The sequence below is a fragment of the Clostridium cavendishii DSM 21758 genome (genome assembly GCF_900141845.1).
Lineage (GTDB): Bacteria > Bacillota > Clostridia > Clostridiales > Clostridiaceae > Clostridium_AG > Clostridium_AG cavendishii.
In genome coordinates this window covers 101,737-123,668 of the sequence record NZ_FQZB01000003.1, presented here as the reverse complement: position 1 = coordinate 123,668, position 21,932 = coordinate 101,737, and the positions used below count along the sequence as shown (strand labels likewise).

16 protein-coding genes and 1 other RNA gene are annotated in these 21,932 nt (G+C 27.5%); 15 read left to right on the top strand and 2 right to left on the bottom strand.

Annotated elements, in window-relative coordinates:
- Nucleotides 1-173: 173 nt before the first annotated feature.
- From BUB01_RS00565 to BUB01_RS00515, 11 genes are all read left to right on the top strand, one after another.
- Nucleotides 174-1,202, top strand: a complete 1,029-nt coding sequence (locus tag BUB01_RS00565) for a deoxyguanosinetriphosphate triphosphohydrolase (RefSeq protein ID WP_072984220.1) — start codon at nt 174-176, stop codon at nt 1,200-1,202.
- Between the two features lie 154 nt (nt 1,203-1,356).
- Nucleotides 1,357-3,141: a DNA primase gene (gene dnaG / locus BUB01_RS00560; RefSeq protein ID WP_072984218.1), complete on the top strand. Its 1,785-nt coding sequence runs from the start codon at nt 1,357-1,359 to the stop codon at nt 3,139-3,141.
- Nucleotides 3,142-3,150: 9 nt separating this feature from the next.
- Nucleotides 3,151-4,293: an RNA polymerase sigma factor RpoD gene (gene rpoD, locus BUB01_RS00555; protein ID WP_423231116.1), complete on the top strand. Its 1,143-nt coding sequence runs from the start codon at nt 3,151-3,153 to the stop codon at nt 4,291-4,293.
- Between the two features lie 184 nt (nt 4,294-4,477).
- Entirely contained in the window at nt 4,478-5,368 is an 891-nt protein-coding gene (locus tag BUB01_RS00550; RefSeq protein WP_072984215.1) for a PH domain-containing protein, read from the top strand.
- A 48-nt stretch (nt 5,369-5,416) separates the two neighbouring features.
- Nucleotides 5,417-6,106, top strand: coding sequence for a tRNA (adenine(22)-N(1))-methyltransferase (locus BUB01_RS00545; protein WP_072984213.1), 690 nt, complete (start codon nt 5,417-5,419; stop codon nt 6,104-6,106).
- Nucleotides 6,106-6,903: a Nif3-like dinuclear metal center hexameric protein gene (locus BUB01_RS00540; protein WP_072984212.1), complete on the top strand. Its 798-nt coding sequence runs from the start codon at nt 6,106-6,108 to the stop codon at nt 6,901-6,903. The genes BUB01_RS00545 and BUB01_RS00540 overlap by 1 nt, the downstream gene beginning before the upstream one ends.
- A 136-nt stretch (nt 6,904-7,039) precedes the next feature.
- Complete coding sequence (locus BUB01_RS00535; RefSeq protein WP_072984210.1) at nt 7,040-7,306, top strand: hypothetical protein; 267 nt, start codon at nt 7,040-7,042, stop codon at nt 7,304-7,306.
- Nucleotides 7,307-7,369: 63 nt separating this feature from the next.
- An RNA gene (rnpB, locus tag BUB01_RS00530) (RNase P RNA component class A) lies at nt 7,370-7,716 on the top strand.
- A gap of 274 nt (nt 7,717-7,990) precedes the next feature.
- A complete protein-coding gene (locus BUB01_RS00525; RefSeq protein WP_072984208.1) occupies nt 7,991-9,703 on the top strand; it encodes a methyl-accepting chemotaxis protein in 1,713 nt (570 codons plus the stop codon).
- A gap of 124 nt (nt 9,704-9,827) precedes the next feature.
- Nucleotides 9,828-10,844 carry an adenosine deaminase gene (add, locus tag BUB01_RS00520; protein ID WP_072984206.1) on the top strand — a complete coding sequence of 339 codons (1,017 nt, stop codon included), beginning with the start codon at nt 9,828-9,830 and terminating at the stop codon, nt 10,842-10,844.
- A 159-nt stretch (nt 10,845-11,003) separates the two neighbouring features.
- Nucleotides 11,004-12,977 (top strand): methyl-accepting chemotaxis protein, encoded by a 1,974-nt coding sequence (locus tag BUB01_RS00515; RefSeq protein WP_072984204.1) that lies wholly within the window; start codon nt 11,004-11,006, stop codon nt 12,975-12,977.
- A gap of 138 nt (nt 12,978-13,115) precedes the next feature.
- On the opposite strand, the gene BUB01_RS00510 is transcribed toward BUB01_RS00515, so the two are convergent.
- Nucleotides 13,116-13,844, bottom strand: coding sequence for a TIGR03915 family putative DNA repair protein (locus tag BUB01_RS00510; protein WP_072984772.1), 729 nt, complete (start codon nt 13,842-13,844; stop codon nt 13,116-13,118).
- Nucleotides 13,845-13,858: 14 nt separating this feature from the next.
- Nucleotides 13,859-15,166, bottom strand: coding sequence for a putative DNA modification/repair radical SAM protein (locus BUB01_RS00505; RefSeq protein ID WP_072984202.1), 1,308 nt, complete (start codon nt 15,164-15,166; stop codon nt 13,859-13,861).
- Between the two features lie 149 nt (nt 15,167-15,315).
- Between BUB01_RS00505 and BUB01_RS00500 the strand changes: the two genes are divergently transcribed.
- The 4 genes from BUB01_RS00500 (at nt 15,316) to BUB01_RS00485 (ending at nt 21,929) form a co-directional block, all read left to right on the top strand.
- Complete coding sequence (locus BUB01_RS00500) at nt 15,316-16,533, top strand: DL-endopeptidase inhibitor IseA family protein (RefSeq protein ID WP_072984200.1); 1,218 nt, start codon at nt 15,316-15,318, stop codon at nt 16,531-16,533.
- A gap of 125 nt (nt 16,534-16,658) precedes the next feature.
- A complete protein-coding gene (locus BUB01_RS00495; protein WP_072984198.1) occupies nt 16,659-18,011 on the top strand; it encodes an aspartate aminotransferase family protein in 1,353 nt (450 codons plus the stop codon).
- Nucleotides 18,012-18,265: 254 nt separating this feature from the next.
- On the top strand, nt 18,266-21,487 hold the full coding sequence (locus BUB01_RS00490; RefSeq protein WP_084108131.1) for a DEAD/DEAH box helicase: 3,222 nt from the start codon (nt 18,266-18,268) through the stop codon (nt 21,485-21,487).
- 97 nt (nt 21,488-21,584) lie between these two features.
- A complete protein-coding gene (locus BUB01_RS00485) occupies nt 21,585-21,929 on the top strand; it encodes a DUF3969 family protein (protein WP_072984196.1) in 345 nt (114 codons plus the stop codon).
- The last annotated feature ends 3 nt before the right edge of the window (nt 21,930-21,932 follow it).

Below are 21,932 nucleotides of genomic sequence, written 5' to 3'. Positions count from 1 at the left end.
ACAAATTTTTAAATATTGTCGAAAGAGTAAGAAAAGTTATAGAAAATAGCTTTTTTGAGAACTGTTACACAAAGTAGTAATACTTTGTTCTAAAATGCAAATTATAATTAATAAAGTTAAATAAGAGGATTTTAAGAATATATATAGAATAATATAATTAGGAGATGAGTATTGTGAATATAAGAGAAAAAATTGAAGAATTAGAAAAACGTAATTTGTCAAAATATGCAGCTTTTTCTCAAAAAACAAGAGGCAGGGTTTCTGCAGAAGAACAGGATGAGATAAGAACTTGTTATATGGTTGACAGAGATAGAATAATTCACAGTAAGTCTTTTAGGAGATTAAAACATAAAACACAAGTGTTTATAAAAACATCATCAGATCACTATAGAACTAGACTTACGCATACGTTAGAGGTGTCACAGGTTGCTAGAACTATAAGTATAGGAATAGGACTTAATGAATATTTAGTTGAAGCTATATCTTTAGGACATGATTTAGGCCACGTAGCTTTTGCACATATGGGTGAGGAAGTATTGCAGGGTTTTCTACCAGATGGATTTAAACATAATGAACAAAGTGTTAGAGTTGTTAAAAAACTCGAAAATGGAGGAAAAGGTCTTAATTTGACAGATGAGGTTATAGATGGTATTTTAAGTCATAGTGGTTTTTCACAAGATATGCCCAAATCTAAAACATTAGAGGGGCAAGTAGTAATGTACAGTGATAAAATTGCCTACGTAAATCATGATATAGATGATTCGATAAGAGCTGGACTTTTACATGAGGATGAATTACCAAAAGAGGTAATAAAAGTTCTTGGAAACACAAATTCTTTAAGAATAGATACTTTAGTTAAGGATTGTGTTAAGAGTACGATTAAAAATCTAAATAGTGAAAATATTAGGGTGTCATTAAGCTATGAAGTTGGAGAAGCCTTAAATGAACTTAGAAAATTTATGTTTTCATATGTGTATTTAGGAGAGCAATTAAAAGAGGAAAGAAAAAAAGCAAAGTTTATATTAAATCATGTTTTGGAATATTATTTGCAAAATCCACATAAGCTTCCTGAAATGTATAAAGAAATAGTTGAAAAAGAGGGCCTGTCTAGAGGAGTAGTAGACTATATAGCAGGTATGAGTGATGATTATTGTATAAATGAGTTTAATAAAATATACGTGCCTAAATTTGTTATTTATTAATATAATAGGAATAATTTAAGGCTAAATAAAACAAAATAAACTTTGTAGAACAAAATAAAATTTTAAAAAAATTAAAAATAAGAAGGAATCTAGTGTTTTATGTCGAATATAATATAACTCGTCGAAATTAATAAAAGTAAGGTGTGAATTTTCATTGCAAATTCCAGAAGATATTCTTGAAAAGATAAAAGAACAAAATGATATAGTGGATGTCATATCTGATTCTTTAAGACTTAAAAAGTCAGGTAGAAATTTTTGGGGGCTTTGCCCATTTCATAATGAAAAATCACCTTCATTTAGTGTGTCACAAGATAAACAGATATATAAGTGTTTTGGTTGTGGAGAAGCTGGAAATGTTATAACTTTTGTTATGAAAACGAAGAATCTTCCTTTTATAGATTCAGCTAAGTATTTAGCTGATAGGGCCAATATACCTTTAGAATTAGATGGTAACAAGAAAAATCCAATATCTAAAAAGAGAGAGATATTTTATAATCTAAATGTTGAAGTTGCTAGATTTTTCTTTGCAAATCTTTATAAAAATAAAGTAGCAAAGGAATACTTTTTAAGAAGAGGGATAACCGAAGGAACTTTAAAAAAATTTGGGTTAGGATATTCTTTAGATAATTGGCATGGATTATTAAACTATTTAAGAAAAAAAGGGTATAGAGATGATATTATACAAGAGGCAGGTCTTGCTATAAAAAGTGAAAAAGGGTCAATATATGATAGATTTAGAAATAGGGTTATGTTTCCTGTTTTTGATTTGAGAGGGAAAGTTATTGGCTTTGGAGGAAGAGTTTTAGATGACTCTAAACCTAAATATTTAAATTCGCCTGAAACTTTAGTCTTTCAAAAAGGAACTAACTTATATGGACTTAATTTTGCGATAAAAAGCAATATACAAGATAGATGTCTTGTTGTGGTTGAGGGATATATGGATTGTATTTCTCTTCATCAGTATGGAATAACAAACGTAGTTGCGTCTTTAGGTACTGCATTAACTATTAATCAAGCAAGACTTATAAAAAGGTACGCAGATAGAGTTGTTATTTCTTATGATGCCGATTTAGCAGGACAAATTGCAACATTAAGGGGACTTGAAATTTTAACCAATGCTGGATTAGAAGTTAGGGTGCTTACTGTTCCTCAAGGTAAAGATCCAGATGAGTTTATAAGAAGTAATGGAAAGGAAGCCTTTTTAAAATTAATAAATACGGCTGTACCATTGATTGATTATAGGCTTAATAAAGCTAAGGAAGGAATAGATTTTTCAAATAATGAAATGCTAATAAAGTATGGAGATAGAGTAACAGAAATATTAGCACAACTTAATCCTATTGAAAAAGATGTTTATTTGAAAAAAATTGCAGAGGAAACTGGAATAAGAGAACAGGCTTTTTATGACTTACTAAGTAGAAAAATGATAATAAATAATAAAGATTCGAATAATATGAATAATAAGGAAGAAAATGGAACAAAATTATATGTAGAGCCAGCATATCTTAAAGCTGAAAGAAGTATATTAAAATTAATGCTTAATGAAGAAAATTTTGCATATATAAAAGAACATATATCTTTAGATGATTTGATTATGAGAGAACATAAGGAGATATATTCCATAGTAGACAAATTAGTGTCAGAAGAAAATTCAAGATTTAATATTAAGTCTGTAGAATTAAAGATACAAGATCCTGGCACATTTAAGGAATGGATAGAAATCAAAGAACTGTCAGTGGTTAAAGGAGAACTTTCAATAGATGTGCTAATATTAGATTATATAAATAAAATTAAAAAATATAAACTAGAAAAAATCAAAAAAAATATTTTAAGTAAGTTAAAGTTTTGTGAGTCTAAAGGTGAATTTGAGGAATCTTTAAAACTTGTAAAAGAGGCAAAAGATATAGATGCAAAACTCAAAAGATTAGAAAGGGGATAGTGCTTGGATATGGCGGAAGGAGGCAATAAAATGAATGAAAAAACTACTAAAACTAAAGCTGGTAAGGAAGAAGCGGCTAAGGTAGATGTTAAAGATAAAAACGCCAAAATGACCATTGTTAAAAAACTTATTGAAAAAGGTAAGAAAAATGGTACATTAACTTATAAAGAAATAATGGATGAATTAGATGAAATAGATTTAAACCCAGAACAAATTGAAAAAATTTATGAGGTTCTTGAATCTATGGGAATAGAGGTAATAGGTGATATTGCCGATAATGAAGCTGTTGAAGAAGAACTAGACCTTACAATACCAGAGGGAATAGCAATAGATGACCCTGTAAGAATGTATTTAAAGGAAATAGGAAAAGTTCCATTATTATCTTCAGAAGAAGAAATAAGTTTAGCAAAGAGAATAGAGGATGGAGAGCAATATGCTAAGAAAAAATTAGCAGAAGCTAACCTTAGATTAGTTGTTTCAATAGCAAAAAGATATGTAGGAAGAGGTATGCTTTTCTTAGACTTAATACAAGAAGGAAATCTTGGACTTATAAAGGCTGTTGAAAAGTTTGATTATAGAAAGGGTTATAAATTCTCAACTTATGCTACATGGTGGATTAGACAGGCGATAACTAGAGCTATTGCAGACCAAGCAAGAACTATTAGAATACCTGTTCATATGGTAGAAACAATTAATAAGCTAATAAGGGTTCAAAGACAATTATTACAAGAACTTGGAAGAGATCCATCACCAGAAGAACTTTCAAAACATATGGATATGCCAGTAGATAAAGTTAGAGAAATACTTAAAATTGCTCAAGAACCAGTTTCTTTAGAAACTCCTATAGGAGAAGAGGAAGATTCTCATCTTGGAGATTTCATCCCTGATGATGATGCTCCAGCTCCAGCAGAAGCTGCAGCATTTACAATGCTTAAAGAACAACTTATTAATGTGTTAGATACTTTAACTCCAAGAGAAGAAAAAGTATTAAGATTGAGATTTGGTCTAGATGATGGTAGAGCTAGGACACTAGAAGAAGTTGGTAAGGAATTTAACGTTACTAGAGAAAGAATTAGACAAATTGAAGCTAAGGCATTAAGAAAATTAAGACACCCAAGTAGAAGTAAAAAATTAAAGGATTATTTAGATTAGCACCTATATTATAGGTGCTATTTCCTTATCTATAAAAGTATAAGTATAAAGTATATGAATTTTAGGCTACTCTTATTTAACCATGTAAATAGGAGAGTTTATTCAAAGCAACTTTTTTAATATGGTAAAAGTAGAATGGATTTATAAAAAAAGAAATGTTATAATATATTGGAGGTGAAGTTGAATGAAGGTAGTGTATAAGCCTAATAAGGGATTAGCTATTTTAGAGTTATTATTTTATATTATAATTGCAAATGGATTAGTATTTATACTTACAAAATTTATAGATGCTTATATTGAAACAAGAGTTATAATAACACTAGTAATTGCATTTTCAATATATTGTATATATTATATATTGCTAGATAGATCTTTAAAATATATTTTAACAGATGAAGCTATAGAGATAAATGGATTATGGGGATTTAAGAAAAACATAATAAAATTCAATGAAATAGATGGATATTTGATTCAAGATGGAAATATACATGGATTTAGGCTTTCAGGTTTTGGAAGACTTAATTATTGTTTTGGAAGATGTGTCGTTGAAAAAGTAGGGATAAGTCATATGTTTGTAACAGCAAGTAAACAGATTATGTACATTCATACTGAAGAGATGAGTTATGGAATATCACCAAAAGATATTAGAAGTATAGAAGAAGTTTTTATTAGTAAAGGTATAGAAATAAAAGAATTTGAGGTTAAAAAAAATAAAAATGTAGATTTATTTAAACAAAAAACTTTTTTCATTCCTTTTATAATAGTAAGTTTGGTTGTAATTGTTATGACATTAAACCCATTCGTTTTATATTTAATGAACAAACTTCCAGGGGTAATGCCTTTGGCTTTTAATTCTAATTTTACACCTATATTATATGGTACAGGAAAGCAGTTTGCATTTAAACAAATGACTTATGGTGCTTTAAATATGGTTGTATTATTTTGTATGTATTACGCAGCATACTTTTGCGCAAGATATGATAGGCGTTCAGCATATAAATATATTTATATTTCATTAATATTAACATTAAGTTTTTTTATAATACAATTACAAATACTAGGATATTATATTTAGGTATATTATTTTCTTTTATATGCCTTAGTTTAGAAAGTGGAGAAAAAAATGGAATTAAGCATAAGATTAAAAAGCATAGTAAATCAAGTTGATAAATGTAATGTTCTAATAGATGTAGGAACAGATCATGGATATGTTCCTATAGAATTAGTAAAAGCAGGAGTATGTAACAAGGCTATAGCGTCTGATATAAATAAGGGCCCTATAGAGAAGGCTAAACTTAACATAGCATTTGAAGGATTGAATAAAAAAATAGAATGTAGGCTAGGTGGGGGACTTAGTACTGTAAAAAAAGGTGAGGTCAATGCAGTTATAATAGCTGGAATGGGAGGAAATTTAACAAGAGATATATTACTTCAAGATATAGAGAAAGTTAAGTTATATGATTTCTTAATACTTCAACCAGCTCAAAATCCAGAAGTCTTAAGAAAATTTTTATATAATAGTAATTTTGATATAGTAGATGAAGATCTTATTTTAGAGGATAATAAATACTATGAATTATTCAAAGTAAAATATAATAAAGATGCTTTAGGAATAAACTTTGAAGATAAAATAGATTATGAAATAAGTCCAATATTAAGGGAAAAAAATCATCAGCTTATAAATTCTTATATAAATAGTAAGATAGAGAAGTATGAAAATATACTTAAATATATAAAAGAGGATTCAGAATCAGCAAACATTAGAAAACAGGCTTTAATTAATAATATAGAGAAGCTTAAGGAGATGATTTAGTGAAACTGAAGCAAATAATAACAGTAATGGAGCAAATAGCTCCTGTAGAGCTAAAAGAGAGTTTTGATAATGTTGGACTTATGGTAGGAGATAAAGAATCCGACATTAATAAAGTTTTAATTGCGCTAGATTGTACATTAGAGGTTATAGATGAAGCTAAAAATATAGGTGCTGATCTTATATTAACTCATCATCCTTTATTGTTTAGGAAGCCTTCTACAATTACTACAGATACCTTATTAGGAAAAAAGATAATAGAACTTATCAAAAATGATATAAATTTATATTCAGCACATACAAATTGGGATTCTGTTGAAAATGGTTTAAATGATACAATAGTAAGATTATTAGGATTTAAATCAGGAGAATTAATAGAACCTTCAAAAAGTAAGAATTATGAAAACTCAGGAATAGGTAGAATTATAAATATAAATGAAGAGTTAAGTTTAGAATTACTTATAAATAAAATAAAAAGCAGTTTAAATATAGAAAATTTAAGGTATGTAGGAGAATTGCATAATAAAATAAAAAAAATAGCAATTATAAATGGTAGTGGGCAAGATTTTTTTGAAAAGGCAAGAGATTTAGGTGCCGATTGTGTGATAACAGGGGATACTACATACCATTATGTATCTGATTATAAGGAAATGGGCATGTGTATAATTGACATAGGTCATTTTGAATCAGAATGGCAGACTTTAATTACTGTAAGTGAAGGTTTGAAAAATAAGTTAAAATTAGACGATGTTGATTTTGTAATATCTAAGGTGTCTAAAGATCCATATAAGTTTCTTTAATACTTATTAGAAAAAATAATGAATTGTTACGTTTATCGAAGCAGTTCATTATTTTTTTTATTTAGCCAATTTTAAAAAATATTTTCGTCTTAAATATAATATTAATATAATGATAGATTATATAGGAGGAAAAATTATGAAAAGGAAAAGTAACAGAGGTTTTAAACCACCTCAAAATGAACTTAATAATTTAAAAGATGATATTAAAAAAGTTGGTTATGATTTAAAAGATATTTATAAAAAAAGTAACATAAACATACCTAAAGGCTCAAGTGATAAAACAGAGATATTTAGATGGATACTTATTTTATCAATAGTTCTTATACTTATATTAAGCAAAATTGGAATTCCATTTGCTATTTTGATATTAATTTTTATTTTAATACTTTTATTATATAAATAAAGCCGATTTTTTACCAAATTATTCATTTGCTAAAAATAAATATGTATGATAATATAGTTCTTGCGAGTAAGTCAGACAATCGCTGCTAGATTTGTTTCTAGGAGAGGAAAGTCCGGGCATTGCAGGGCAGGGTGCTGGGTAACTCCCAGTCAAGGTGACTTGAAGGAAAGTGCAACAGAGATATACCGCCTAGATTTATCTAGGTAAGGGTGGAAAGGTGAGGTAAGAGCTCACCAGCGCATTGGTGACTTTGCGGCTATGTAAACCCCACTTGATGCAAGACCGAATAGAGAGGCATATGGGGCTGCCCGTCCCGCCTCCGGGTGTGTCGCTTGAGCTTAGTTGGTAACACTAGGCCTAGATAGATGATTGTCAAATACAGAACCCGGCTTATAGATTTGTCTCGTGCAAAAAAACACTAAGTTATATAACTTGGTGTTTTTTTTGTATTTATTTGGTTTTATATACCAAATAAATTATATTAAAGAAAAATATAGTGTAAAATGGTAAAAAAAGATGTATAATTAATTTAATAAAAATTAAAATTAGGGAGGGTAGGAGAAATTTAGTTGAAAATTTATTTATAGTAGTATTCTATAAATAAATTTAAATGTGAGAGACTGTAGCGTATATTAAATTTTTTGAGGTATATATACTCAGGATAATTAAGAGGGAGGATAACAGATGAATTTTTTTAGAAATTTAAAAATAAATAAAAAATTAACACTGAGCTTTTTAATGATAACGATATTTATATTAATAACTGGAATTTCTGGTATTAGTAGGGTAAGAAATGCAAATGCAAATTTAAAATATATGTATGAAGTATATTTAACAAGTATAGAAACTACTAAAGATTTGAAAAGTAATATAATATTACAATATTCTGATTTAAATCATATATTAGATGAAGGAAATAGAAGTGATATAAAAAAAGTTCAAGAGGAAATTACTACTTTAAGAGAAAGAAATAAAAATAATATAGATGTCTATAAAAAAACTATAGAAGATAAAAAGGATGAGGCTTTATTTGGAATTCTTCAAAATAAACTTAATGAATGCGATGAAAACGTTGACAGAATTAGTAAACTTGTAGCAGACAATAGATATTATGAAGCAAAAAATTTATTTTTAAACCTTGGAATCATTCAAACAGATTTAATTACTGCTAATGATAACTTAATAACTTATAACCTTGATGAGGCAAAAAAGGATTATGAGGCAAGTATGTTGCTTAATGATAAGGTTAAACTTGAAGCTATCATATCAGTTGGAATAGGAATTTTTATATCTATAATACTTGGTTTTATATTATCTAAAAATATAACTAAAAAACTAAAAGAAGTTGAAGAAGTAACAATGGCCTTTGGAGAGGGAGATTTATCTAAAGCGTTAAATGTACAAACAAAAGATGAATTTGGAATGGTTGCTGATGCTATAAACAAAGCATTGGAAAACATTAAGAATTTAGTTTCTGAAATAAGTATCACTTCTTCAAAAATAAATTCAAGTAGTGAAGAGGTTTCAGCAACAACACAAGAGATAGCATCTAAGATGGAAATAGCAAGTACTTCGACCCAAGAAATATCAAATGGAGCGGAACAATTATCTGCTACCACAGAAGAGATAACAGCTGCAATTCAAGATATGAATAATACAGTTGATAAAATTTATAGTAAAGCTAATGATAGTAGTAAGGAAGCTAAAGAAATTAAAAAACGTGCTGTAAAAACAAAAGATCTTGGTGTACAAGCTATGGAAATATCTAATGTAATTATAAAAGATAAAAATAAAAACATAATGCAAGCAATTGAAGATGGAAAGATTGTTGGAGAAATTAAAACAATGTCAAAACTAATAGGTGATATTGCAGAGCAAACAAATTTATTATCTTTAAATGCATCAATAGAGGCTGCAAGGGCCGGTGAACAGGGAAAAGGTTTTGCAGTAGTAGCAGAGGAGGTTAGAAAGCTTGCAGAACAATCTTCAAATGCAGCAACTAACATAAATAATGTAATAAATCAAATAGAAGATGCTTTTGAAGCTTTATCAGATAATTCTATTGATGTTTTAAACTTTATAGAAAATAAGGTTAAACCGGATTATAAATTGCTTATAGATACTGCTACTCAATATGAAAAAGATGCAGAATTTATAGCAAATATTGCAGAAGAAAATGAAAAGGATACAAAAGTAATTTCAGCAATAATAGAGCAAACTAGTGAATCTATTCAAAACGTTTCGGCTACAGCAGAACAATCAGCAGCTAATACTATGGAGATAAATAGTAATATAGGCCAAATAGCAAATGTAATAGAAGAAGTTACAATTTCAACTCAAAACCAATCTCAATTAGCGGATAAATTATATGAAATGGTAAAGAAATTTAAAGTTTAAAAGAAGCTCTCCAAAATTTTTAATATTATTTTGGAGAGTTAAAAATATCTTTTAAAAGTTAATAAATTAGACTATAATAAGGCCAATATAGAATTGGTTTATTATAAAATATTAGGAGGAATTTATGAATATAAAGGAATTTATAAAAAAGGCACCAAAGACAGAATTGCACTGTCATCTAGATGGTTCTGTTAGACCAGAAACAGTTTTAGAAATAGCTAAGATGGAAGGGGTTACATTACCTTCTTATGATTTGAAAAAAATAGAAGAACTTATGAAAATAAAGACTTCAGTTAAAGATTTAAGAGAATATCTTAAGAAATTTGCTTTACCTCAAAAGGTTATGCAATCAAGGGAAAATATAGTCAGAATAACGAAGGAACTTTTAGAGGATGTAAGTAAGGAAAATGTTAAGTATATAGAAATAAGATATGCACCTATTTATCATACTGAACAAGGGTTAACTATGGAAGAGGTCATAGAGGCTGTAAATGAAGGAATAAGGGTTGGATATCAGGAATTTGGAATAATAGCTAATCAAATAATTACATGTATGAGACATATGAGTGTTGAAGAAAATTATAGTGTTTTAAAAGTAGCAGAAAAGTTTATTGGTAAAGGTGTAGTAGCAATAGATTTAGCTGGAAATGAGGCTGATTTTCCACCTGAACTTCATAAAGAAATATTTTGTGAAGCAAAAGGTAAAGGGTTACATATAACTGTTCATGCTGGTGAAACTGGAGAGGAAGAAAATATAATAAAATCTATAGAGCTTCTTAATGCAGAGAGGATAGGACATGGAGTATGTGCTATTAATGATGAAAATGTAGTAAGTTATTTAGTCAAAGAACAAATTCCTTTAGAAATGTGTATCAAAAGTAATCTAGATACAAAGATAGTTAATGAATTTAGAGATCATCCTATAAAATATTATTTAAATAAAGGGGTTAAAGTTACTTTAAATATAGATAATGGAACTGTTTCTAATACTACTTTAAATCAAGAATACTTTGGACTTATAGAAAATTTTAATATGTCAAAAGAAGAAGTATTTGAAATAATTAAAAATGGTATAGAGGCTTCATTTGCAACTAAAGAACAAAAGGAAAGATTATTAAATGAACTTAATAGTTTAAAATAGAAAATATAGTACATCTTTAATTTAAAAGATGTACTATATTTTTGTGTATTATAATCGCAAAATGAAAACGATATTATGACAAAAATGATAAATTTTATAAAAAATAATAATGTTTTACAATAAAGGTTCGAAATATAATTGAAGAAAGGATGAGGAGACATGAATTTAAGAAGAAAAATAGCTATATTATCAGCAAGTACAGTTGTTGTGGCTCTTATAATAACCCTTGTAATTGGAATTTTTAATATTAATAATTTTACTAGCAGTATATTAAAAGAAGATTTAAGTACAGGACTAAAATCTACTAATTCAAAATTAAATGATTATTTCATGGGAATACAGTTTAGACTGGATACAATAAGTAAGACAGATGTAATACAAAAAAGTCTTAAAAATGGAGATAGAAGTAGCATTGAAAACATAACTAATGGATTAAAAGGTGCAAATGATATTATAAAAAGAGTTTATGTTAGAAGTATTAATGGAGATATAGTTTCTTCACCTCAAAAAACAGAGGATGAAAATGATATAAATGAATTATTAAATAGTCAAACATTAAAAAAAGCTAATGAAATTAATAATTATTGGGTTGGACCATATCCTGAAAAAATAAGTGGAGATAAAATAATAACTATAGTTAAACCTATTAAAGAGGGAGATAATATAGTAGCTTATATTGGTATGGATATAAGAATGTTAGATATGGCTGATTATTTAAGTAAATTTACAGTTGGTAAAACTGGATATATATTGCTCTTAGATGAAAAAGGAAGAGTAATAGCTAATAGAGAAGATTATTCAAAGCTTTATGAAACTTATGATAATGAAGAAATCGTTAAAACAGTTACAAGTGCAGCGCAAGGAAATGGAGATATCACTTTAAAAACAGGAAAATATAAATATGAATTTCAAGAGTATCCAGGAGTAAGATGGAAAGTCATAAGTCTTATTTCAACAAATGAATATAATGATATATTAAATAATTATATGATGACAACTATTTTTGCAATAATAATACTTGCTGTTATTAGCATTATAGTAGCGATGTTTGTGGCAAGAATATTTACAAGTAATATAAATAAAGTAACTTTGGCAGTTAAGAAGTTAGGAGAAGGTAATTTAAATATAGAAACCAAAATTAATACAAAGGATGAAATAGGAGAATTATCTAATGTCTTTGATAAGGTTATTTTAAAATTTAGAAATATTATTACTGAAACTAAGGATATTTCAGGAGTGATAAAGGACAGAACCAGTGATATAATAATTGCACATGAACATACTGGAAAAGCATCAGAATATATAGCAAAAAGTGTTGAAGAAATTACATGCTATTGCAATACTCAGTATAGTGGTGCTCAGGATATTATAGAACAAAATGATGAACTAACTAGGGTTATTAAAGATGTATCTAATTCAGTTGATAAAGTATTAAAAGCATGTAATAAAGTTAGTGGGTTAAATGAAGTTGGAAAAGTTAAAATAAATACTTTAATAAGTATAACAGATAAGAATAATGAACTTTTAAATAGTGTTAACAATAGAGTTGATGAAATAACACAAAATTCTAAAGCTATAGATACTGTTGTTGATACTATAAATAATATTACAAATCAAACAAATTTGTTAGCACTTAATGCATCTATAGAGGCAGCCAGAGCTGGAGAAGCTGGAAAAGGATTTTCAGTTGTTGCAAATGAGATAAGAAAGCTTGCGGAAGAGTGTCAAAAGGGCACGGAGGAAATCCGTGGTATAGTTAATACTATGAAAAGTAGTACAGAAAATATGGTGGATGAAATAGGATTAGTTAAAAATGCTATGTCAGAACAAAGTACAGCTGTTAATAACACTGAAGAATCTTTTAATTCAACAAGTGTTACAATTAGAGAAGTTGAAGATATGGCTAACTTAATGAATACTTTAAACCAAAATATGTTAAATAAGCAGGGGGAGGTAAAAGGTTGTTTAGATAATATAGTTCATGGAATAGAAGAGATAACAAATTCTATATCCGGAATATCATCTTCCACAGAAGAGCAATGTGCTACAGTAGAAGAACTTACGGCAACTACTGAACAATTTTTAAAAGTAGCTGAAAAACTTAATGTTAATGTAAGTGAATTTAAAATATAAATTAATATATGGTCAAGCATTAAGTAAAGTTATTTAATATAATAGGAAACTTTTAATTTTAAATAAGGGATTAGTATTTTTTAATTATATTATTAAGTACTAATCCTTTTTCTATATATGAGAAATTTATAAATAGAGTTAGATTTCAGTAAGATTATTCCAATAACGTTTTGGCATAAAACCTCGTTGGAGTCTCCTATTTTCTCTTTCAGATATAGTGGCGCTATTAAAATAACTTTTCCAAAGCTTTTCATAATTACCTTGTTTAATACTAGGCACAGAAGCTAAGTTAAGTTTAGTTATAATGGCATCATTACCATTATAAATTATGGCAAGCTCTCTTTTTTCATCATGAATTATAAATTGTAAATTAGAGAATCTATTTACAAAATGTTTTAGAATTAAAGAGAGTATATTATTATCAGGAGCTATTTTAGAATAAAATAAATCTTTTGAAACTTCTGTAAATCTAATAAACCCTGTGAACCTATGAGCTTCAAAACTGACTCTTTTAGCTAGTCTATGAGCTAGAAGAATAGTATCATTGTTTAAATGCAAATCAACCTGCTTATGAAATTTAAAACATAGTTTTATATAATTATATAAAACTATGTGATTCTTATCATCACAGCTTAAAAATAAATGATATATTCTAGATAAGCTTTCATAAGTTAACTTATCTTGTAATGAATTGTACACCCTATCATATTTATCATATTCTGTTTTAATTTCTAAAGTTTCATAAGTAAAGTTATAAGTAAAATCTTCTTCACTTATAAAAGCGTCAGGCTTTAATTTATTGTAATAACTATAGTAAATACAGGTTGAAAAACCTTCAAAGCTGCCGTCAAATAAATATACTATCATAAGAATTGCTCCTTTCATATTTCTCCGTGAATGGCTGTAGGAAGGTCTAAAAGTTTAATTTTTTCCTTATTATTGTGAGTAATATCTTCTGTTAAATTATCAAAAAAAGAGAGTTGTTTAAATTCAATAGGTGTTAATCTATCTTCAATTGTAATCTTATCAAATTTTGTATCTCCATAATACTTTCCTCTACAGGTTATAAAGTATTGAGCTCTTTTTAGTACTATACCAAGCTTTTTTAAATCAATAAAATTTAAAAAACAAACTCTTCTAGCAGCAACTATTTTTTGTGCACCTCTAACCCCTATGCCAGGAACCCTTAGTAAAGTTTCATAAGGAGCTTTATTTATTTCTACAGGAAAATCATCTAAATTATTTAAAGCCCAGAAAGTTTTTGGATCAAATCTATCATCGAAGTTAGGGATATGTTCATTTAAAAGTTCGTTAGCTTTAAAACCATAAAATCTAAGTAGCCAGTCACCCTGATAAAGTCTATGTTCTCTAAGTGTTGGAGGATGAAGTAGATTTGGTAAGTTAACATCCCTATTTATAGGAACATAGGCAGAATAATAGACTCTTTTTAAAGAGAACTTAGTATAAAGATTTTCACTGAGATTTAATATATCCCTGTCATCTTCACGGCTAGCTCCTACTATTAATTGAGTACTTTGACCACCAGGAACAAAAAGAGAAGCCTTTTTAAATTTCTTTTTCTCTTCTAGGTTATTTTTTATTTCTTTAGATATTAAATTCATAGGTTTTATGATTTTATCTTTATTTTTTTGAGGAGCAAGAAGTTTTAAACTTTGAGATGATGGAAGCTCTATATTAACACTCATTCTGTCAGCATAAAGTCCAGCCTCTTTAATTAATGCTTCATCAGCACCAGGAATAGCTTTAACATGAATATATCCATTAAATTTATGATTAACTCTAAGACTTTTAATTACTTTAAGCAAAAGTTCCATAGTGTAGTTTGGTGATTTAAATATAGCTGAGCTTAAGAATAGTCCCTCTATATAATTACGTTTATAAAAATTAATTGTCAAGTCTATGACTTCTTCTGGTGTAAAACAAGCTCGTTGAACGTCATTAGAATTTCTGTTAATACAATAACTACAATCATAAATACAGTAGTTTGTGAGCAATATTTTTAAAAGTGAAATACATCTACCATCTGGAGTAAAGCTGTGACATATACCAGAACTTGCAGCATTACCAATACCTGATTTAGTATTTTTTCTATTACTTCCAGAAGAGGAGCAGGAAACATCATATTTCGCAGCTGCAGATAAAATGGTAAGTTTTTCTTGTATATCCATAACAAATCTCCTTTTAATAAATGGTTATATCAATATAATAGCACATATGTTCGTATAAAGGAAGCTAAATATTTAAAATTAGTTATATTTTAGTATAAGTGAATAATATACATGTTATATGTCAAAAATTGCAAATAGGGAGGTGCTTTATGAAAATATTGAGAAGAAAAAGATATATTAATATATTCTTTTTAATATGTATTATTATGATATTAATAGCAGGATGTGATGATAAAAGTAAAGCCACAGTAGCAAATAACGTAGACAAGCCGGATTTTAAGGAGAAAGCAATAAATGCTTATTTAAAAAATAACTTTTTGGATGCTGGAAAATATTATTTAAAAAATACTAAAGAAAAGTCTAAAGAGGAAAGTTTCATGTATAGTGATGAAATTAAATTAGGGCTAGTACAGGTATTATCTAAAAACCAACATTTTTTATCTATACAAGATATGAATAATAAAGGATATTATATTAAAGATATAGATAATGATAATATTCCAGAAATAATATGTGCAAATTCTTTAAAGTTAGACATATATAAGTTTAATGGTGATGATTTTAAAACTATAAGTTTAAATTTACCTAGTGATATAAAATCAAGTTGTATAGGAAAGATAACTAAGGATAAAATTGCTATAATATTATCAAATTATGGAGATGTGAAAGAGGAAACTGGAGTTTATGTAGTAGAGGATGAAAAGATAGTTAAGAAATTAAATTTTACGTCAGCAGAGTTTACTAATAGTATAGTCAAGGATATAGATGGTGATGGAATTTACGAAATTGGAGAGATTACTGGTGATGAAGTATCAAAGACCATAAATTGGAATAAGATTAATGGAGATTATAGCAAACAAGTTGTGAAAACTGAATCTATGTCCAATTTGGAGTATATTAAGCTAAGAAACTTAAATATTCTTGATAGTACAATAAAGCTTTCAAAAAATCCTTCAGATGAAGAAATTTTGAGTTTTTTAACAAAAGCCTTAAAATATGAAAGGGCAATTTACTATTTAAGAGATGGTGATGCTCTAGAAATAGATGAGAGACCATATTTTAAACTTTGTAAACCTGTTGATACAAAAGAAAATTTAATAAAGTATTATAATAATTATTTTTCAAGAAACTTCATAAATAATAGTATAGATAAATTTTATAAATTCAAAGATAATGTACCATATGTTTTAGAAGGAGATGCTGGTCTTGAAAGTGTAGTAACTAAGGTTATAAGTAAAACAAAAAGTGGGGATAATCTAAAAATAACTATACAAATATTTGATGGGTCAGATAAAGGAAGTATTGAATGTTCTTTAGTATTAGAGAATGGTGAATATAAAATAGATAGTGGAGAGATATTCATCTAGAAAATATTAGATTAAGAAATAATAAATAAAATTTTGTATATATTATTTTCTTTCATATTCCTAATGATTAAAAAATTCCCTTTTGGAAAGGCTAAGTAAAAAGGTTTTTTTAGGAGGGAATTTTTATGTCATTTATAAATTTTGATAAAATAAAGGATTTAAGTGAAAAAGAAATTAGAGTTTTATATAAGAAATATTATAATAATTCATTATATAATTTACTCAATGTTACACATTTAAATAAGGTGTTTGTAAAAGCTAAAGGCATGTATGTTTATGATAATAAAAAGATTAAGTATCTAGATTTTTTAGCAGGCTTTGGTGCGCTTCCATTAGGGCATAATGAAGATGCTATATATAAAAGTATATATAGGTTTAAAAGTAAGCCTAATCTATTAGATATAAACATAAATGTTTTAAATGCTGTGCTTGCAAATAATTTAAGCAATTTAACTAATAATGAGTTAAGCAAGTGTATCTTCACAAACTGTGGTACTGAGACTGTAGAAGAAGCTTTAAAGATTGCAATGATGTTAAAAGAAGATGGATACATTATATACTTTAATGGAGCATATCATGGTAAAACCTTAGGTTCTATTTCATTAATGGGTTCTAAGATTAAAGATAATTATAATGGTGGTAAATTAAATGCTTTAGAAGCTGAATTTTTTAATTTTGAGGACATAGAAGAACTTTTTCAAAAGTATAATATAGCTGCTGTTATAATTGAACCTATTCAAGGAGAAGGTGGGATTAATCTAGCTAATAAAGAATATTTTAAAGAACTTAAACGGTTATGTGAAAATAATCATTCATTACTTATATTTGATGAAATCCAAACTGGAATTGGGCGCTGTGGGTATATGTTTTATTATGAGGCATTAGGTGTAATTCCAGATTGTGTTTGTTTATCAAAGGGGTTAAGTGGGGGAGTAATACCAGTAGGTGCAGTTTTAATGAAGGAAGAGATATGGGATAAGACACACGGGAAAATTAAAAATGCTACATTATCAAGTACAACTTTTGGAGGTAATTCAGTAGCTATGGTAGCTGCAATAAAAACGCTAGATATTATTTTAGAAAAGAAACTTTGTGAAAATGCAAAGAAGCAAGGAGATTATTTAGTTAAGGAGCTTAAAAAACTTAAAAAGAAGCATAACATAATATCTGATGTAAGAGGAGAAGGTCTTTTAATAGGAGTGGAATTAGGAAATATAAAAAAATTGCCTTATGATAAGCTTAAAAAAATTGCTATTGGAGCTATAATAGAGAAAATGCTAAATGATCATCATATAATATGTTCTATAACCTCCAACAATCCAGCAGTAATTAGGGTGGAACCACCTCTAATAGTTACAAAATCACAATGTAAAACTTTTATAAAAGCCTTAGATAGTGTATTAAGTGATGAAGATAGCCTTTTGAAATTAACAGCCCATGGGTTTAAAAATCTTATGTCAAAAAATAAGTACAATTAAGCAATGGAAAAACAAAGTAGCGGTTAAAAATTTTATATCAAAGAATAAGAATAATAAATGTAAATAATTGAATAACGATGATAACAGGGAAATTTATTATTTCAAATAATACATAAGCTCAGAAAGTAACTAAGTTGCTAGTCTGAGTTTTTTATTTTATACTTTTAAATATATATTAGAAGTTTAAGATTAAATTTTCATAGATTGTTAACTTAAAAATATAAGGAAATAATTTTGAAAATGGAGGTGTTTTTTTGAATAGAAATGATTTAGAGTTTATTTTAAATAGAATGGCTAATTATAGTAACAAGTTAAGGGGGTTAAATGTATATAATTCAGAACTTGTTAATGAATTAGCTACTTATTTTGATGAAGATAGAGGGGAATATTCCATAAAAGGATTAGTTGATTCAGAAAGAAATTATAGTGAATATGAAACAGAAATAGATATAAATGTAGAAAAAAATTCTATAGTTTATACTTATTGTGATTGTATGGACTTTCAGAATAATGATATGATATACAATTATGCTTGTAAGCATATTATTGCATCCTTTTATAAACTTATAGAATTAGAAAAACGAGGAGAAGTAGAATTACCCGTAATAAAAAAGGACCCATTAAAGTTTGGGGAGTACATATTAGAAGCGTTAGATTCCTTAGATATTAGAAGCAAGGATAGAATTAGATTAGAGGTTATAATTAAGAATTCAGGAAATAATCATAGGTTTTATAATGAAGCTGAATTTAAGATTGGAATGAACAAACTTTATGTAATGAAAAACATAAGGGAATTTTCTAATGCATTTAGAAAAGGTTATAGTTTAAATTATGGAAAAGATTTTGAGTATAATCCTTTAAAACAAGAATTTTCAAAAGAGGATGAAGAACTTGTAAATTATTTAATAGGTCAAGTGGAGATAAATGATTCAATGAATTCATATAATGGTTTAATTTCAGGAAAAACATTAAAGGTAAGTAGCGGAAACTTAAGGGGTTTTTTAAGAAATATAAAAAATAAAAAAATAAATTTTCAAAAGGAAGGGGTAATCAATGCAGAGATAGCAATTATAGAAGAAGATATGGATTTAAGTTTTAATATAGGAGAAGATGAAGAAGGGAATATAGTAGTTAATAGTAAGGAAGAGTTACCTATACCTTTAACTAATGCATTTGATGTATTTTTATTTAAAAGTAAGTTGTATTTACCAAGTAGAGAACAAATTAAAAAGTTTATACCTATATATAATGTTTTATCAAAAGAGGATGAAATAAAATTTAAAAAGGAAAATTCTAAGAAAGTCATAGAAAAGGTTATACCTATAGTAAATTCTATAGCAAAAAATAATATCATAGAAGACAATATTCAAAGCAAAATTTTAAAAGAAGAGTTTAAAGCGGAGTTTTATTTAGACAGGGATAAAAAGCTACTAACTATAAATTTTAAATGTATTTATGGAGATATGAAATTTGATGCACTTAAAGGTTATAATGGGGAACTTTACGTTTTAAGAGATGATAAAAGGGAAGCTATTGTATTTAATAAATTAGAGGAATTAGGATTTGTAGTAATTGAGGGGCGTTTTGTATTTACAGGAGATGATGAAAAATACTATAACTTCTTAACTACTGGAATTGGAGAGCTTAAAGAGTTAGGTGACATATTTTATTCGGATAGCTTTAAACATAATGTAATTTATACTTCTAAATCTGTAAGGGCTGAGATTTTAAAAAATAAACAGGATTATTTAGAGTTTTCATTTAATATAGGAGATATAGAGAGTAAAGAGGTTAAAAATATATTAGAGGCGTTCAGAGAAAATAAAAAATTCTTTAAGCTTAAGGATGATAACTTTATAGATTTAGCGGATGAGAAACTTAAAGACTTTTTAACTGTGTTAGATAATCTATCAGAGGATAATAAATTATCTAATAATAAGCTTAAGCTTAATAGGAATAAAGCTATATACTTAAATAGTGTAATTGAAGCTAGGGATATAAGACTTATAGGGGGAACAGAAATAGTAAAGGAGATAAGTGACAAGATTAAAAATATAGCTAACCTAAGATTTGATTTGCCTGAAGGTTTACAAGCAGAACTTAGGGGGTATCAAAAGACAGGGTATAATTTTTTTAAAACTTTAGCCTATTACGGTTTTGGAGGAATATTAGCTGATGAAATGGGTCTTGGTAAAACGCTTCAAACTATTAGTTTTTTACTTGGAGAAGAGGAAAAGAAAAGTCTTATAGTAGCCCCAACCTCACTTATTTATAATTGGCAAAGTGAATTTGAAAAGTTTGCACCTAGCATGAAGATTTTGGTTTTACATGGAAATAAGGATGAACGAGAAAAATTAATGGAAGAGTATGAAGAATATGATGTTATAATTACTACTTATAATCTAATTAGAAATGATTTTGAGTTTTATAAAGACAAAAACTTTGATTACATAATAATAGATGAGGCTCAAAATATAAAGAATCCACTTTCACAAAATGCTAATGCCATAAAGGAAGTTAAAGGTAATTGTAAGTTTGCATTAACAGGAACACCTATAGAAAACTCTCTTATAGAGCTTTGGTCTATATTTGATTTTATAATGCCAGGTTATCTATTTAATCAAAAGAAGTTTTCTTCAAGGTTTGCAAAGAATATAAACAATGAAGAAAGCCTTAAAGAATTAGATAGGCTTATAAAGCCATTTATACTTAGAAGATATAAAAGAGATGTTATGCTGGAATTACCAGATAAAATAGAAAAACGTCTAATAGTAGATATGACTAATGGACAAAAGAAAGCATATAAAGCTTATGCTGAAGATGTTAAGCAAAGGTTAGAAGAGATGAAAAGGAAAGAAGGATTAAAGTCTAAACAAATAGAGATTTTTTCTTATATAACTAAACTTAGACAGTTATCTTTAGACCCAAGTATAGTTTTAGAGGACTATATGGGGGGAAGTGGTAAGATAGATGCTTTACTTGAAACTTTAATTCACGGAATTGAAGAAGGTCATAAAATTTTAGTATTTTCTCAATTTACAACAGTACTTAAGAATATAGGTGATTTGTTAGATAAAAGTAGAATAGAGTATTTCTATTTAGATGGAAGTACAAAGGCTAAGGATAGATTACAATTTGTAAATGACTTTAATGAAGGAGATACAAAGGTATTTTTAATTTCATTAAAGGCTGGAGGAACAGGACTTAATTTGACAAGTGCAGATGTAGTTATACATTTTGACCCATGGTGGAATCCAGCTGTAGAAGATCAAGCTACAGATAGAGCCCATAGGTTTGGACAAAAAAATGTAGTTGAAGTAATAAAGCTTATTTCAAAAGGAAGTATAGAAGAAAAAATATTAAAGCTACAGGATGCAAAAAAAGAAATTATAGAAAAGGTCATGAATGGTGAGTTTAGGAATGGAAATGTCTTAAATGAACTTTCTGAAAATGAAATATTAGAATTATTTAGTTAATATGAGAAACCAAGCATTATTTGATTATAATACAAAATAATGTTTGGTTTTTGAATAATAATGAGAGAGCAATAAATAGTATAAAGGATGTGAATTTATGAAGTTAATTTTAGAAGCAAATGAAAAAGTAATAAACGAAAGAATATTGGCCATTTTAGAATTAGGGTTACTAACGGCTCTTAGTAATAATGTGATTAGTATAGAAGAATGTGAAGGATACTTATTTAATCCATATATTATGAAGTTATTAAATAAAAATAAAATTAATACCGAGATTATAAATATAATTCATGAGGGCTGTGAACTGGAGGATATTCAGAGTTTGTTACCTGATAAATTAACAGAAAATATTGAAAGGTTAAATAAGAAATGTTTAAAGATTTTAGAAATATTAGAGAAACCTGAATTTCCTATAGATAAGCTGATTGAAAAATCAAAATAAGAG

Excerpts from the sequence above, each read along its gene's own strand:
- BUB01_RS00535 (WP_072984210.1), top strand. The coding sequence starts at position 7,040 with ATGAAAAGGAAAAGTAACAGAGGTTTTAAACCACCTCAAAATGAACTT.
- BUB01_RS00505 (WP_072984202.1), bottom strand. The coding sequence starts at position 15,166 with ATGGATATACAAGAAAAACTTACCATTTTATCTGCAGCTGCGAAATAT.
- BUB01_RS00500 (WP_072984200.1), top strand. The coding sequence starts at position 15,316 with ATGAAAATATTGAGAAGAAAAAGATATATTAATATATTCTTTTTAATA.
- BUB01_RS00495 (WP_072984198.1), top strand. The coding sequence starts at position 16,659 with ATGTCATTTATAAATTTTGATAAAATAAAGGATTTAAGTGAAAAAGAA.
- BUB01_RS00515 (WP_072984204.1), top strand. The coding sequence starts at position 11,004 with ATGAATTTAAGAAGAAAAATAGCTATATTATCAGCAAGTACAGTTGTT.
- BUB01_RS00545 (WP_072984213.1), top strand. The coding sequence starts at position 5,417 with ATGGAATTAAGCATAAGATTAAAAAGCATAGTAAATCAAGTTGATAAA.
- BUB01_RS00525 (WP_072984208.1), top strand. The coding sequence starts at position 7,991 with ATGAATTTTTTTAGAAATTTAAAAATAAATAAAAAATTAACACTGAGC.
- add (WP_072984206.1), top strand. The coding sequence starts at position 9,828 with ATGAATATAAAGGAATTTATAAAAAAGGCACCAAAGACAGAATTGCAC.
- BUB01_RS00510 (WP_072984772.1), bottom strand. The coding sequence starts at position 13,844 with ATGATAGTATATTTATTTGACGGCAGCTTTGAAGGTTTTTCAACCTGT.
- rpoD (WP_423231116.1), top strand. The coding sequence starts at position 3,151 with ATGGCGGAAGGAGGCAATAAAATGAATGAAAAAACTACTAAAACTAAA.
- BUB01_RS00550 (WP_072984215.1), top strand. The coding sequence starts at position 4,478 with ATGAAGGTAGTGTATAAGCCTAATAAGGGATTAGCTATTTTAGAGTTA.
- BUB01_RS00485 (WP_072984196.1), top strand. The coding sequence starts at position 21,585 with ATGAAGTTAATTTTAGAAGCAAATGAAAAAGTAATAAACGAAAGAATA.